12 protein-coding genes are annotated in these 13,850 nt (G+C 76.4%); 4 read left to right on the top strand and 8 right to left on the bottom strand.

Going from position 1 to position 13,850, the window contains the following annotated elements:
* Positions 1 to 25: 25 nt before the first annotated feature.
* The 3 genes from ACFTWP_RS04245 to ACFTWP_RS04235 are packed head-to-tail and all read right to left on the bottom strand — an operon-like array spanning position 26 to position 2,948.
* Positions 26 to 847: an ABC transporter ATP-binding protein gene (locus ACFTWP_RS04245; RefSeq protein WP_380262493.1), complete on the bottom strand. Its 822-nt coding sequence runs from the start codon at positions 845 to 847 to the stop codon at positions 26 to 28.
* Positions 844 to 1,923, bottom strand: coding sequence for a FecCD family ABC transporter permease (locus tag ACFTWP_RS04240; protein ID WP_380262491.1), 1,080 nt, complete (start codon positions 1,921 to 1,923; stop codon positions 844 to 846). The genes ACFTWP_RS04245 and ACFTWP_RS04240 overlap by 4 nt, the downstream gene beginning before the upstream one ends.
* Complete coding sequence (locus ACFTWP_RS04235; RefSeq protein ID WP_380262489.1) at positions 1,920 to 2,948, bottom strand: FecCD family ABC transporter permease; 1,029 nt, start codon at positions 2,946 to 2,948, stop codon at positions 1,920 to 1,922. Before ACFTWP_RS04235 ends, ACFTWP_RS04240 begins: the two co-directional genes overlap by 4 nt.
* Positions 2,949 to 3,124: 176 nt before the next feature.
* On the opposite strand from ACFTWP_RS04235, the gene ACFTWP_RS04230 reads away from it, so the two are divergent.
* Positions 3,125 to 3,799, top strand: coding sequence for an HAD family hydrolase (locus ACFTWP_RS04230; protein WP_380262487.1), 675 nt, complete (start codon positions 3,125 to 3,127; stop codon positions 3,797 to 3,799).
* Positions 3,800 to 3,857: 58 nt separating this feature from the next.
* Here ACFTWP_RS04230 and ACFTWP_RS04225 read toward each other — a convergent pair whose 3' ends face one another.
* A complete protein-coding gene (locus tag ACFTWP_RS04225; protein WP_380262485.1) occupies positions 3,858 to 4,094 on the bottom strand; it encodes a hypothetical protein in 237 nt (78 codons plus the stop codon).
* A gap of 573 nt (positions 4,095 to 4,667) precedes the next feature.
* Here ACFTWP_RS04225 and ACFTWP_RS04220 point away from each other — a divergent pair.
* Positions 4,668 to 5,051, top strand: coding sequence for a cold-shock protein (locus tag ACFTWP_RS04220; protein WP_380262483.1), 384 nt, complete (start codon positions 4,668 to 4,670; stop codon positions 5,049 to 5,051).
* A 60-nt stretch (positions 5,052 to 5,111) separates the two neighbouring features.
* On the opposite strand, the gene ACFTWP_RS04215 is transcribed toward ACFTWP_RS04220, so the two are convergent.
* From ACFTWP_RS04215 to ACFTWP_RS04200, 4 genes are all read right to left on the bottom strand, one after another.
* Positions 5,112 to 5,957: a 1,4-dihydroxy-6-naphthoate synthase gene (locus ACFTWP_RS04215; RefSeq protein ID WP_380262481.1), complete on the bottom strand. Its 846-nt coding sequence runs from the start codon at positions 5,955 to 5,957 to the stop codon at positions 5,112 to 5,114.
* The gene (locus ACFTWP_RS04210) at positions 5,950 to 6,711 is read right to left on the bottom strand and encodes a futalosine hydrolase (RefSeq protein WP_380262479.1); all 762 of its coding nucleotides are present in this window, start codon (positions 6,709 to 6,711) and stop codon (positions 5,950 to 5,952) included. Before ACFTWP_RS04210 ends, ACFTWP_RS04215 begins: the two co-directional genes overlap by 8 nt.
* 11 nt (positions 6,712 to 6,722) lie before the next feature.
* Positions 6,723 to 7,247, bottom strand: a complete 525-nt coding sequence (locus ACFTWP_RS04205) for a hypothetical protein (protein ID WP_380262477.1) — start codon at positions 7,245 to 7,247, stop codon at positions 6,723 to 6,725.
* Between the two features lie 84 nt (positions 7,248 to 7,331).
* Positions 7,332 to 8,714, bottom strand: a complete 1,383-nt coding sequence (locus tag ACFTWP_RS04200; RefSeq protein ID WP_380262733.1) for an MFS transporter — start codon at positions 8,712 to 8,714, stop codon at positions 7,332 to 7,334.
* A 710-nt stretch (positions 8,715 to 9,424) separates the two neighbouring features.
* Here ACFTWP_RS04200 and ACFTWP_RS04195 point away from each other — a divergent pair.
* Together ACFTWP_RS04195 and ACFTWP_RS04190 are read left to right on the top strand one after the other, a co-directional pair.
* Positions 9,425 to 10,306 carry a DUF3027 domain-containing protein gene (locus ACFTWP_RS04195; protein ID WP_380262731.1) on the top strand — a complete coding sequence of 294 codons (882 nt, stop codon included), beginning with the start codon at positions 9,425 to 9,427 and terminating at the stop codon, positions 10,304 to 10,306.
* A gap of 234 nt (positions 10,307 to 10,540) precedes the next feature.
* Positions 10,541 to 13,846 (top strand): sacsin N-terminal ATP-binding-like domain-containing protein, encoded by a 3,306-nt coding sequence (locus ACFTWP_RS04190; RefSeq protein WP_380262475.1) that lies wholly within the window; start codon positions 10,541 to 10,543, stop codon positions 13,844 to 13,846.
* Positions 13,847 to 13,850 lie beyond the last annotated feature (4 nt).

The following is a 13,850-nucleotide window of genomic DNA, read 5'->3' as shown; positions in this document are numbered from 1 at the left end:
TTCGTCGATTATGTCCGGAATGTCATCATGCGTCTGCCTTTACCGCCCAGGGCGCGCCCGGGACCACCAGCGGAGTCCCCGTCACCGGGTCCGGGACGACCACCGAGTGGAGGCCGAACACCTCGTGCACCAGCTCGGCCGTGACGATCTCGGCCGGCGGGCCCTGCGCGACGATCCGCCCGCCGCGCATCGCGACCAGGTGGTCGGCGTACCGGGCGGCCTGGTTGAGATCGTGCAGGACGGCCACCACCGTCCGGCCCTTCTCCACGTTCAGGCGCCGGACCAGGTCGAGCACCTCCACCTGGTGGGCGATGTCCAGGAAGGTCGTGGGTTCGTCCAGCAGCAGGATGTCGGTGCCCTGGGCGAGCGCCATCGCGATCCACGCCCGCTGGCGCTGACCGCCCGAGAGCTCGTCCATGCCCCGGTCGGCCAGCTCGGCGGTGGAGGTGCGCAGCATCGCCTCGGAGACCGCCTCCTCGTCCTCGGCCGACCACTGCTGCCACCAGCTCTGGTGCGGCTGGCGCCCGCGCGCCACCAGGTCGGCCACCGAGATGCCCTCGGGGGCCACCGGCGACTGCGGCAGCAGGCCGATCCGCCGGGCGACCTGCCGGGTGGGGATCCGGGCCAGCTCGGCGCCGTCCAGCAGGACGGCCCCCCGGGTCGGCCTCAGCAGCCGGCCGAGCGCCCGCAGCAGGGTGGACTTGCCGCAGGCGTTCGGGCCGACGATCACCGTGACCCGCCCGTCCGGGATGGTCAGGTCCAGGCCCTCGACGACCGTCCGGGCCTCGTAGGCGAGGGTCAGCTCCCGGGTCTCCAGGCGGTGCGGGGCGGCGGGGTGCGGGGTCATCGGGAGCCTCCACGGTGGATGGGGGTCCCCCCGGACGGAGTCTGGGGGAGGAGCAGCAGCCACATCAGGTACGGCGCGCCCACCAGGCCGGTCACCACACCGACCGGCAGTTCGACGGGTGCCAGCATCCGGCGCGCCAGCAGGTCGGCCAGGACGACGACCACCGCACCGGTGAGCGCCGAGCAGAACAGCGGGATCTGCGCCGAGCGGGCCAGCCGGACGGCGATCTGCGGCGCCATCAGCGCGACGAAGTCCACCGGCCCGGTGGCGCCCGCCGCGCAGGAGGCCAGCACGATGCCGAGCAGCGCCATGCCCAGCCGGATCCGGTTCAGGCGCAGGCCGAGCCCCACGGCGGTGGCGTCGTCGAAGGAGATGCCGCGCTGGGCCCGGGCCGCCCACAGCGCCGCCGGTACGGCGGCCAGCAGCACCCAGACCAGCCAGTCGGACTGGGCGTGCCCGGCGCCGTTCAGACTGCCGGTCATCCAGACCTTCGCCTGCTGCGCCTGCAGGCCGTCGCCCTTGGTCAGGAACACGGTGGTGAGCGAGGACAGCGCCACGCTGATGCCGATGCCGATCAGCACGAAGCGCTGCGCGTGCATGCCGCCCCGCCACGCCAGCGCGTAGACCAGCAGCCCGGCGACCAGGCCGCCGCCCACCGCGGCGTACGGCACCTGGCCGGTGGAGTCGACCACGCCGTACGCCAGCAGGCCCACCACCAGCGCGGACGCGCCGTGCGAGACGCCGACCACGTCCGGGCTGGCCAGCGGGTTGCGGGCGACCGTCTGGATCAGCGCGCCGGCCAGCCCGAGGGCGAGGCCCACCAGCACGCCGACCTCCACCCGGGGCAGCCGGAACTCGCCGACCACCAGCTGGTGCGCGCTGGGCCGGCCGGTGACGACCTTCAGCACCTCGGCCGGCGAGACGGTGGACTCGCCCAGGCACAGCGAGGCGACCACGGCGGCGGCGAGGAGCAGCAGCAGACCGGCGGCGACCAGCACCGAGCGGCGGTGCAGCAGGAAGGAGGCGCGCCCGGCCCGCAGCACGCTGTAGCCGAGCGGCACGGTGGCGGCGCTCATGCGGCCACTACCCGGCGACGGCGCACCAGCACGACCAGGACGGGCACGCCGACCAGGGCGGTCATCACCCCGGCGGGCACCTCGGACGGTGGGAAGAGCACCCGGCCCAGGGCGTCCGCGAGCAGCAGCAGCGCGGGCCCGAGCACGGCGGAGAGGGTGAGCACCCAGCGGTGGTCGGCGCCGACCAGGGCGCGGGCGGCGTGCGGGACGGCGAGGCCCACGAAGGCGATCGGGCCGGCCGCGGCGACCGCCGACCCGGTCAGCACGGTGGCGCCGAGCGCGCCGGTGGCCCGGACCAGGCCGGTCCTGGCGCCGAGGCCCTTGGCGGTGTCGTCGCCGAGCGCCAGCGCATCCAGCCCGCGGGCGACGGCGAACACCAGGACGGCGCCGACCAGCAGGAACGGCAGCAGTTGCCAGGCCACGTCGGAGGTCCGTCCGGAGAGCGAGCCGACCTGCCAGAACCGGAACTGGTCCATGGTGGCGGCGTCGGTGGTGAGCACCAGGGTGTTGAGCGAGGCGATGAACGCGGACATCGCCGACCCGGCCAGCGCCAGCTTGATCGGGGTGGCGCCGCCCCGGCCGCGTCCGGCCAGGGTGTAGACCAGCACGGTGGCCAGCGCCGCCCCGGCGAAGCCGAACCAGACGTACCCGGTGAGCGAGCCCACGCCGAAGGCGGAGATGGCGACCACCACGCCGGCCGCGGCGCCCTGGCTGACGCCGAGGATGCCGGGGTCGGCGATCGGGTTGCGGGTGATGCCCTGCATCACCGTGCCGGCCATGCCGAGCGCCGCGCCGACGGCGAGGCCGACGACCGTGCGGGGCACCCGCAGCTCCCGGACGACGACGGCGTCGGTGGTGTCCCCGCCGTACAGCAGGGCGTGCACGGTCTCGCCGAAGGGGATGGTGCGGCTGCCCACCGCCAGGCTCAGCAGCACCGCGGCGACCAGGACGGTCAGCGCGGCGGCGAGCCACAGGACGCGGCGGCGCAGCAGGCGCAGCCTGCCGGGCGCGGTGGTGTCGGTCATGGGTCCCTTCCTGCTCCCCGCCCCGGACCTCGGGGCGCCCCCCGGCCACGGCCGGGGCGGCCCGCCCGGGCGTGGGGCTCGGGGAAGAGGGGCCGCTATGAGCTTAGGCAATGCTAAGTTCCGGCCCGGAGCCGGGGCGGATCAGCCCCCCGACCGGCCTGGAATAGCCTGGCGGCATGCCCTCCACGCCCGCCGCAGTCCCTGCTCCCTCGCCCGCCGCCGCCCCGGCCCCGGTGCCCGTCCGCCCGTTCACCGTCGGGTTCGACCTCGACATGACGCTGCTGGACACCCGGCCCGGCATCAAGGCCACCTACCGGGCGCTGTCGGCCGAGACCGGGACCTTCGTGGACGGCGACCTGGTGATCACCCGGCTCGGCCCGCCGCTGACCCACGAGCTGCGCAACTGGTTCCCCGAGGCGGAGGTGGAGCAGGTCGCCGTCCGCTACCGGGAGCTGTACCGCGAGCTGGCCTTCGCCCCGACCGTCGCCCTGCCGGGCGCCCACGCGGCGGTCGACGCCGTCCGGGCAGCGGGTGGCCGGGTGGCCGTGATCACCGGCAAGTACGAGCCGAACGCCCGGCTGCACCTGGAGCACGCGGGCCTGCACGCCGACGTCCTGGTCGGCGACCTCTGGGCGGAGAGCAAGGGCGACGCGCTGCGCGAGCACGGCGCCACCGTGTACGTCGGCGACCACCTGGGCGACATCGTCGGTGCGATCCGGGCCGAGGCGGTGGCGATCGGCGTCACCACCGGCCCGTACGACGCGGACGAGCTGCGCGCGGCCGGCGCGGACGTGGTGCTGGCCGACCTCACGGAGTTCCCCGCCTGGCTGGACCGGCACCTGGACCGCTAGGGCCCGCCCGGGCCGGTCGGCCCCTCGTGGTCGGCCCCTCGCGGTCGGTCCCCCGCGGTCAGTCCGTCGCGGCGGCCCGGCGGCGCTGGGCCCGGGCCGAGGAGAGCATCCCGACGAGGGCGAGCAGGAAGCCGAGCGGCATCAGCATGCTGAGCCAGTAGGCGGCCGTCGGCAGCGGAGTCAGGTCGAGGAACAGCGGGACGAAGGTCACCAGTGTGGCGACCGCGCCCGCGGCGAAGACGATCGCGCCGGCCCGGACGTACAGGTCGCCGCGGTCGGCGCTCTGGCTGCTCACTGTGTGCTCCTCGGACGGGACGTGGCGGTGGGGCGCCCCCAGTGTCGCAGAGCGCGCCGGCCGGTCGCGGGGCGCCCGCCGGGCGGCCCGGCGAACGGGCCCGGGTGTGCCCCGTCACGTTGCGCAGTTTCGCGGGCGCTCGGAGTTTTGATCGCTGCTGGGCAGGGGTATGCAGCCACTGCACGGGGCACGGCAGGTGTGCCCCGCCTTCGGACCGGGGGTGTGAGCCAGTGGACAGCGCCATGTCGCGGTCCGGCCGTGCCCGACCCGGTCCGGCCCCGGACGCCAGATCCGCGGCGGGGCCCGCCCGACGAGAACGGGCCCGCGGTACGGGATCGTGCCCACGGCAGGGTTCGAGGCCGTGACCGACCGTTAGTCTGCTCCGGCGGAGAACCGACGCGGGTGTCCGCCCGGTTCGGGCCGGGATCCCGGCCCGCCGTCACCCGGAGCCTGCGGCGCCGTTCGAAGGCGTCCGCCGGAGCCGCCCGCCGGAGCCGTTCACCAGAGCCATCCACCCAGAGATCCCCGGCCCGGGCCGGGGTCCCGACACACCCACACCGAGGACTGTTCGAGATGCCCACCGGCCAGGTCAAGTGGTTCAACGAGACGAAGGGCTACGGCTTCCTGTCGCGCGACGACGGTGGCGAGGTCTTCGTCCACACCAAGGCGCTGCCCAACGGTGTCACCGTGCTCAAGCCGGGTCAGCGGGTGGAGTTCGGCGTGGTCGCCGGCCACCGCGGTGACCAGGCGATGTCCGTGACGCTGCTGGACGCGCTGCCCTCGGTGGCCGCCGCCCAGCGCAAGAGCGCCGACGACATGGCGCCGATCGTCCAGGACCTCATCACCACGCTGGACGCGGTGCTCCCGGGCCTTCAGCACGGCCGCTACCCGGCCAAGCCGACCGGTCAGAAGCTGGCCTCGCTGCTGCGCGCGGTGGCCGACCAGTTCGACGTCTGACCGGCCGGGGTTCGCGGGGCCCCGCGAACCCCGCCCCGTGGTCTCCGCCCCCGGGCGGGCTCAGAGGTCGAGCGCGCCCGGGCCGAGCGGAGGGACGAGTCCCTCGGCGGCGGCCCGGGCGAGCAGGCCCCGGACGGCCGCGTAGCCGGCCTCGCCGAGCTCCTCGGTGAACTCGTTGACGTACAGCCCGATGTGCTGGTCGGCGACCGCCGGGTCCATCTCCTGCGCGTGCGCCAGCACGTACCCGCGGCTCGCCTCCGGGTCCGCCCAGGCCTGCCGGACGGAGGCCCGGATGGTCTCGGAGATCTCCCGCAGCCGCTGCTCGCCGAGCGAGCGCCGGGCCACGATCGCGCCCAGCGGGATCGGCAGGCCGGTGTCCTGCTCCCAGGCCTCGCCCATGTCGGCGAGCTTGCGCAGACCGTAGTCCTGGTAGGTGAAGCGGGCCTCGTGGATCACCAGACCGGCGTCCACCCGGCCGTCCCGGACGGCGGGCATGATCTCGTGGAACGGCAGCACCACCACCTCGCCGAGGCCCCCGGGCACCGCCTTCGCGGCCCAGACGCGGAACAGCAGGTACGCGGTGGAGCGCTCGGACGGCACCGCGACCGTCCGACCGCTCAGGTCGTCGCCGGCACCCGGCCGGGTCAGCACCAGCGGGCCGCAGCCGCGGCCCAGCGCCCCGCCGCAGGGCAGCAGCGCGTACTCGTCCAGCACCCACGGCAGCGCGCCGTAGCTGATCTTCAGGACGTCGAGCTCCCCGCGCTCGGCCAGGCCGTTGGTGACGTCGATGTCCGCGAAGGTGACCTCGGGCGCGTCGGCGCCGGGCACCAGGCCGTGGGCCCAGGCGTGGAAGACGAAGGTGTCGTTCGGGCAGGGCGAGTAGGCGACGCGCAGGGGCTCAGCCATGGTGGACCTCCTTGAGCAGCTCCGGGTACGGCAGGGCCCCGAAGGCCCGCTCCAGCGCGGCCAGGGCCTCGCCGATCCGCCAGGCCGAGCGGTCGCGCGGGCCCACGGCGTTGGAGACGGTGCGGATCTCCAGCACCGGCAGCCCGTGCCGGGCGGCGGCCTCGGCCACGCCGAAGCCCTCCATCGCCTCGGCGGCCGCCCCCGGGTGCCGGGCGCCCAGCTCGGCGGCCCGAGCGGCGCTGCCGGTCACGGTGGAGACGGTCAGCACGGCGCCGGTGGCGACCGCCAGGCCGGCGGCCCGCAGGGCGTCGGCGGCGGCCCGGACGGCGGCGGGCGGCGGAGCGTGCCGGACGGTGCCGAAACCCAGCTCGGTGACGTCGGCGAAGCCCTCGGGCGTCTGCGCGCCCAGGTCGGCGGCGACGACCGCGTCCGCGACCACGACCGAGCCGACCGGCGCCTGCGGCGCGAAGCCGCCGGCGATCCCGGCCGAGACCACCAGGTCGTAGCGGTGCGCCGCGAGCGCGCCGGCGGCGCCGGCGGCTGCCGCTGCGGGCCCCACCCCGGCCGCCAGCACGTCGATCCCGGCGGCGGCGCCCGAAGTGCGGTGCAGCGTGCCGCCGGGCAGCGGCAGCGGGCGCACGTCGCCCCCGAGGCCGCGCAGGACGGCGTCCGCCTCGGCCGCGACGGCGACGACGACGAGCAGCCGGGCCTGCGGGAGGCCCGGCTGCTCGCCGTCGTTCGTACGGGAGGTCACCGGCGGGGCGGTCAGGCGTTCTGGGTCTTCAGCTGGAAGTACCAGACGGCGTAGATGTCCTGGGTCTTCGGGTCGGACTCGACCACGGTGAGCAGCGTCTGGCCGGTGGCCGAGAGCGCGGTCGCCGCGGGCACCGAGCCGGACCAGGTCTGGCCGATGTTGGCGGTCGCCAGGCTGAACTGGCCCTGCTGGCCGCCGTTGGTGAAGGCGAACCAGCCCTTGTCGGCGACCTGCGGGGTCACGCCGACACCGATGCGGTCGCTGGCGACCACGTCGGAGGAGGGGATCTTGCCGTCGGCGAGCGCCTCCTTGGCCTTGGCCTGGCACTGCGCCTGCTGGTCCTCCGTCATGACGGCGCCGGTGCCGCCGCAGAACGGGCGGTCGATCTCCTGCGAGGAGCGGCCGACGGTCACCGTGACCCGCCGGTCGGTGGGCTGGTCCTGGCCGGACGCGTACGCGATGGACCCGCCGACCGTGCCGGCGCCGATCACGACGACGGCGCCCACGGCGGCGATGACACGGGTGCTGAGGCTCATGGCAGAGAGGCTACCGGGCTTTGCCGATCACGCTACGCCGGGGTCGGCCACCGCGTGTTGTCGCCGCTCGGGCCGCGCCGCCGCTCAGGCCACCTTGGCGGTGGCGGGCCGGCGCCGCACCCCGACCCTGAACAGCGCCCGGACGGTCCACAGCAGCATCAGGCCGACCACGCCCGTCGCCACCCACAGGCCCAGCGCGCCGTCCAGCGGCAGGGTGATGCCGAGTGCGCCGCCCGCCACCCAGCTCAGCTGGAGCAGGGTCTCCGAACGGGCGAACGCGGAGGTCCGGACCGCCTCGGGGACGTCGCGCTGGATCAGCGCGTCCAGCGCCAGCTTGCCCAGCGAGGCCGCCATCCCGGCGCAGGCGGCGACCAGCACCACCGTCAGCACCCCGTACCAGAGCGCGGCGGCGCCGGCGGCCAGCGTGGCCACCAGCAGCATCGCCGTGACGATCGTCTCCGAGCGCCGGGTGCGCAGCACCGAGCCGAGCACCGAGCCGAGCGCGTTGCCGGCGCCGGCCGCCACCGCCACCAGGCCCAGGGCGACGGTCGGCTGGAGTCCGCCGATCGGGTCGTCCCGGAGCAGGAAGGCCAGGAACATCACCAGGAACCCCACCAGCCAGCGCAGCGTGGCCACCGCCCGCAGCGCGAGGATCACCGACGGCCCCACCGTGCGGAGGTTCGCCTTCGGGGCCTGGGCCGGTCGCTGCGGTGGCGGCTGCGACTGCGGATGCAGGTGCAGGTGCGGGTGCGGGTGCGGCTGGTCGTCCGCGTGCAGGACGGCCCGCTGCTCGCCCTTCGCGGAGTCCACCTTGTGCGGCAGGTGGAACGCCATCATGGTGCCGACGACGAAGACCAGGAACGCGCCGCGCAGCGGCCAGCCCGGACCGATCAGGTGCAGCAGGGCGCCGATCGGCGCGCCGACGAAGGTGGCCACCAGGCCGGCCAGGGTGACCCGGGAGTTCGCCTTCACCAGCGACAGCCGGCTCGGCAGCAGCCGGGGCACCACGACGCTGCGCACCACCCCGTACGCCTTGGAGGCCACCAGGACGCCCAGCGCCTCCGGATAGAGCGCGATGCCGCCGCCGACCACCGTGCCCGCCATCGTCCAGGCGAGCACGGCGCGGGCCAGCATCGAGGTCGCCATGGCGGCGCGGCGGCCGTGCGGCAGCCGGTCCAGCAGCGGGCCGATCACCGGGGCCAGCAGCGCGAACGGCGCCATGGTGATCAGCAGGTAGAGCGCGACCCGGCCGCGGGCCTCGCCGGTCGGCACCGAGAAGAAGATCGTGGACGCCAGGGCGATGGTGATCAGCATGTCGCCGAAGGAGTTCAGGGCGTGCAACTCGATCAGCTTGGCGAGCCCGGACTCGCCCGCGCCCTCGGCGGACGTGGCCCGGCGGATCCGCCGGCCGGTGCCGTGCACCACCCGGCCGGTCCGCAGTCCGGCGGCGGAGGCGCCCCGGACCAGGAAGTTGCGGGTGTCGGGGAGTTCGTCCTCGTCCTCGTCGTCGCCCTGGCCGGCCTCGCCCGCTCCGACGGCTTGATCCGCACCCCCGGCGCTCGCGCCGCCCGGATCGCCCGGCAGGGCGCCGGTCGATCGCCCGGCCGAGTCCCCGGCTGGATCCCCGGCCGGGTTTCCGGCCGGATCCCCGTCCCCGGCCGTCGCGTCACCGGAACCGGGCGGCGGAGAGCCGTCCGCCGGCCACGGCTCGTCGCCGTCCGCGGTGGGGACCTGGGGCTTCTGTCGCGGCACGGCGGCCGGCTCGTCGGGGCTGCCGGCCTGCGAGGCGTGCAGTGCGTGCCGCGACGGGTTCTCTTCCGCCACATAGGCCATCCTGCCCGAGAAACCGGCCCGCGACGAGCGATTGGGGCCTGCGCGGCGCGGCCGGTGCGCCACCGGGCCGGGCCCGCCGCCGGTGCGCCTCGGGCCCCGGGCTGTCCCCGGTGGCTGAGCGGCGGGTAGCCTGCCCTGAGCGTCACCACCCCGGGCGTTCGCGACACGCACCGCGGGGCCGCCGGCGGGCCGAGGGGGATCCGGGCGGGGCGAGCGGCGCGGTCGGTACCCGGAGGGGCTCGTGGTCGCGCAGAATGGACGAGAGACACCTGGCCGCGACGGAACAGGCAACACGCCGTAGGCAACAGAAGAACTGGGAGAGAATCGACGCCGTGAGCGCTGCGATGCGAAGCCGTACCCCCGATCGGCTCTGTGCCGAGGCCGTCGAACTCGCCCGGCAGGCAGCGGCCGAGGCGGTCGGAGCAGAGGCCGTGGGCGCACACCTCGGTGCCCAGGCCGACGCCGAGCGGGTCGTCACCCACACCTTCGAGTGTCTTGACGCCGCCTACCGCGGCTGGCACTGGGCCGTCACCGTGGCCCGTGCCCCCCGGGCCAAGAACGTCACGCTGGACGAGGTCGTGCTGCTGCCCGGCGACGACGCCGTCCTCGCCCCGCAGTGGGTGCCGTGGAGCGAGCGGCTGCGCCCCGGGGACATGGGCCCCGGCGACCTGCTGCCCACCGACGCGGACGACCTGCGCCTGGAGCCGGGTTGGACGGGCGAGGACGAGCCCGCGCCCAACTCGATCGTGGCGCTGGCCGACGCCGACGACCTGGAGATCACCGACCCGACCATCCAGCCCGCCCCCGCGCGGGCCCGGATCGGCGCCATCGCCGAAGAGCTCGGCCTGGGCCGCCCCCGGGTGCTCTCCCGGCTCGGCCTGCACCTGGCCGCGGACCGTTGGGAGCAGTCCCACGGCCCGCAGACCCCGATGGCCCAGGCGGCCCCCGCCTCCTGCAACAGCTGCGGGTTCCTGATCCCGATCGGCGGCTCGCTGGGCCAGGCCTTCGGCGTCTGCGGCAACGAGTTCGGCCCGGCCGACGGCCAGATCGTCTCCTTCGCCTATGGCTGCGGCGGGCACTCCGAGGCCGCCGTCATCCCGGCGCCGCCGGCCCCGTCCGAGTTGATCCTCGACGAGCTGGTGATCGAGCCGCTCCAGCTCCACCCGGACCGCTCCGGCGGCTCCGTGGAGCCCGACGCCCCGGCCGAGGAGCTCGGCCACGCCTGAGCGCCGGCCACCGCCGAACCCGTCCGCCCCCGCGAGGGGCCGGACGGGTTCGGCGCTTCGGCGCGGTGATCGCCCGGGCGCGCGGACGGCCCGCGGTGCTCACGGCGGTTCGACCGGCCGGGCACGCGGCCGGACCAGCACCCGGGCCCCGGCCGCGGCCCCTGGTCCGCCACCGGGCCCGGCGCAGGGAAGAATGCCCCCGTACGAAGTACAGGGCGGCGGAAGGCAGGTCCAGTGGAGCCTCGCATCATCGGCAGTGGTTCGGAGGAGCAGGCCGCGGACCCGTTCGGCACCACGGCGCTGCGGCGACGGGTGCTCGACGCGTGGTCGGCCTCCCCGGCCCGGTTCCGGGAGGACGCCAACGCCGAGGAGGAACTGGCCCTCGGCGGCTACCGCGACCGGCTGGTGGTCGAGCTGGCGCAGAACGCCGCCGACGCGGCCGCCCGGGCCGGCAGCGCACCCGGCCGCCTCCGGCTGACCCTGCAGGGCGGCGTGCTCGCCGCCGCCAACACCGGCGCCCCGCTGGACGCCGCCGCCGTGGAGTCGCTCTCCACCCTGCGGGCCTCCTCCAAGCGCGCCGACGAGACCCCGACCGTCGGCCGGTTCGGCGTCGGCTTCGCCGCCGTGCTCGCCGTCACCGACGAGCCGGCCGTGCTCGGCGCCGCCGGCGGCGTGCGCTGGTCGCTGGCCGAGGCGCAGGCGCTCGCCGCGGCCGAGCCCGCGCTGGCCGAGGAACTGCGCCGCCGCGACGGCCACGTGCCGCTGCTGCGGCTGCCGTTCGCCGCCGAGGGCGAGGCGCCCGACGCCTACGACACGGTCGTCGTGCTGCCGCTGCGGGACGCCGCCGCGGAGGACCTCGCCCGCCGCCTGCTCACCGAGATCGACGACGCCCTGCTGCTCACCCTGCCGGGCCTGGCCGAGATCGTCGTCGAGACCCCGGACGGCACCCGCACCCTGACCCGCTCGGCCGGCGAGCAGAGCCCCGACGGCCTCACCCTCGTCACCCTCACCGACGACGCCGGCGGGCAGCCGGCCCGCACCACCTGGCAGATCTCCGGCTCCTCCGGCACCATCGCGCCCGGGCTGCTCGCCGACCGGCCCACCGAGGAGCGGGCCCGCCCGTACTGGACGGTGACCTGGGCCGTCCCGGTCGGCGCCGACGGCACCCCGCAGCCGCTGCGCACCACGCCCGTGGTGCACGCCCCCACGCCGAGCGACGAGCCGCTCGGCGTGCCCGCCCTGCTGATCGCCTCGTACCCGCTGGACCCGACCCGCCGGCACGTGGCGCCCGGCCCGCTCACCGACTTCCTCACCGAGCGCGCCGCCGACACCTACGCCGACCTGCTGCGGGCCCGCGGCGGCGACCTGGGCTCGCTCGGCCTCGTCCCCGGCCCGCTGGGCCAGGGCGCGCTGGACAACGCGGTGCGCGGGGCGGTGCTCGGCCGGCTGCCCGGCATCCCGTTCCTGCCGCACCCCGCCCCGGTGGAGGAGGGCACGCCCGCCCTGCGCCCCCGGGACGCCACCCTGCTGGAGGGCGCCGACACCTCGGTGGTCGAGGCGCTCGCGCCGATCTTCCCCGGCCTGCTGCCGGCCGGGCTGGAGCGCCGCAGCGAGCTGCGGGTGCTGAACGTCCGCCGGATCCCGCTCGCCGAGGTGGTCGACCAGCTCGGCGGCCTGGAGCGCGAGCCCGCCTGGTGGCGCAACCTGTACGCGGCGCTGGCCGCCGCCGACCCGGAGTCGCTCGGCGCGCTGCCCGTCCCGCTCGCCGACGGCCGGACGGTGACCGGTCCGCGCCGGGTCCTGCTGCCCTCCGACGCCGCCGACTGGGCCGCCTACCCGGGCTACCCCGACACGCTGGCCGGCGCCCTCGCGCTGCTGGACCTGCGGCTCGCCCACCCGGAGGCCGCGCACCCGCTGCTGGCCAAGCTCGGCGCCGGCACGGCCACCCCGGCCGGGGTGCTGGACACCCCCGAGGTGCGCGCCGCCGTCGCCCGCTCCTACGACGTCGCCGAGGACGACCTGGACGCCGCCGTGGACCTCGCGGACGCCGTCCTGGCCCTGGTCAAGGCGGCCGGGACGACCCCCGGCGAGCACCCCTGGCTGTCCCGCCTGGCCCTGCTGGACGACGAGGGCGAGGCCAGCCGGGCCGGCGAGCTGGTGCTGCCGGACAGCCCGCTGGCCGAGCTGGCCCGCGAGGACGACGCCGGCTACCCGGACGAGGACCTGCTGGAGCGCTGGGGCCCCGAGGTGCTGGCCGCCGTCGGCGTGCTCACCGGCTTCGTGCTGGTGCGCGCCGAGGACGTCCCGCTCGACCCGGACGACCTGGAGCGCCTCGACCCCACCGTCCCCGCCGACCGAGCCGCCGGCGGCGCCCCGACCGGCCTGATCGACGAGGCGCCGGACGGCCTGGCCGACTGGTGCGAGGACGCGCTGGAGGCCCTGCACGCCGACGACGACGGGGGCCTGGGCGTACCGCCGGTGGCCGCCGAACTGCTCGCCGTCCGCGACCTGGACCTGGTGGACGACCGGGCCTGGCCGCAGGCGCTCGCCCTGCTGGCCCGCCCGCCCTACCGGGAGGCCGTGGTCAACCCGGTGCGCACGCTGCTGCCGGACGGCGGCTACGTCGACCTGCCGCCGTACACCGCCTGGTGGCTGCGCGACCACCCGGTGCTGGACGGCCGCGAGCCGGCCGGCCTGCGCGCGGCCGGCGCCGACCCGCTGCTGCGCGGCCTGTACGACGAGGCCAGGACGACCCTGGACGAGCAGTTCCTGCACGCGCTCGGGGTGCGGACCACGCTCGCCGCGCTGCTCGCCGAACCGCACGGCCCGGACGAGCTGCTGGACCGGCTCACCGACCCCGCCTCGGTCGTCGGCCACCGCCAGCTGCACGGCGTCCACAGCGCGCTGGCCGGGGTGCCGGTCGAGCGGGTCGAGCCGCTGGACCTCGTCCGCGCGGTACCGCCGATGGATCCGGAGACGGGGCGACGCCCGGCCGGCACCGTCCTGGTGGACGCCACCGAGGCGGTCGTCGCGGACGCCCCCGACCTCGTCCAGCTGCTGCACCCCTACCCGCTGCTGCCGGTGGCCCCGGCGCTGGCCGCCGCGCTCGCCGAGCGGCTGCACGTCTCGCTCGCCAGCGAGGTGGTCGGCGGCCGGGTGCTCTCCGAGGGCACCCTGCACCGGGTGCCGGCCGTGGTCAGGGAGCTGCTGCCCGGCTGCCCGGTCGCCTACGAGGAGCACGAGGAGCTGCTGGTGGTCGGCCCGGACGGGCAGGACGCCGCGGTGGACTGGCGCTGGGACACCTCCGCCGAGACCCCCGAGGCGCCGTACGACCCCGAGACGGCCGAGGAGTCCGACGAGGACGACGAGTTCGAGGTGCCGCCGGTGCCCGGCCTGCTGCACGCCGCCACCCCGGAGGGCCTGGCGGCCGGGCTCGCCTGGTCGGTGGGCCAGTGGCACCGCCGCTTCGAGGTGCTGGCCGCGCTCGCCGAGCCGGACCGCGCCTACGAGCTCTCCGCCGCCCGGGACTTCGAGGGCTGAGCGC

Source organism: Kitasatospora sp. NPDC057015, from assembly GCF_042673745.1.
In the GTDB taxonomy this organism is placed as follows: domain Bacteria; phylum Actinomycetota; class Actinomycetes; order Streptomycetales; family Streptomycetaceae; genus Kitasatospora.
This window is presented reverse-complemented; position numbering and strand designations above follow the sequence as displayed.

Excerpts from the sequence above, each read along its gene's own strand:
- ACFTWP_RS04245 (WP_380262493.1), bottom strand. The coding sequence starts at position 847 with ATGACCCCGCACCCCGCCGCCCCGCACCGCCTGGAGACCCGGGAGCTG.
- ACFTWP_RS04235 (WP_380262489.1), bottom strand. The coding sequence starts at position 2,948 with ATGACCGACACCACCGCGCCCGGCAGGCTGCGCCTGCTGCGCCGCCGC.
- ACFTWP_RS04230 (WP_380262487.1), top strand. The coding sequence starts at position 3,125 with ATGCCCTCCACGCCCGCCGCAGTCCCTGCTCCCTCGCCCGCCGCCGCC.
- ACFTWP_RS04240 (WP_380262491.1), bottom strand. The coding sequence starts at position 1,923 with ATGAGCGCCGCCACCGTGCCGCTCGGCTACAGCGTGCTGCGGGCCGGG.
- ACFTWP_RS04195 (WP_380262731.1), top strand. The coding sequence starts at position 9,425 with ATGCGAAGCCGTACCCCCGATCGGCTCTGTGCCGAGGCCGTCGAACTC.
- ACFTWP_RS04205 (WP_380262477.1), bottom strand. The coding sequence starts at position 7,247 with ATGAGCCTCAGCACCCGTGTCATCGCCGCCGTGGGCGCCGTCGTCGTG.
- ACFTWP_RS04215 (WP_380262481.1), bottom strand. The coding sequence starts at position 5,957 with ATGGCTGAGCCCCTGCGCGTCGCCTACTCGCCCTGCCCGAACGACACC.
- ACFTWP_RS04220 (WP_380262483.1), top strand. The coding sequence starts at position 4,668 with ATGCCCACCGGCCAGGTCAAGTGGTTCAACGAGACGAAGGGCTACGGC.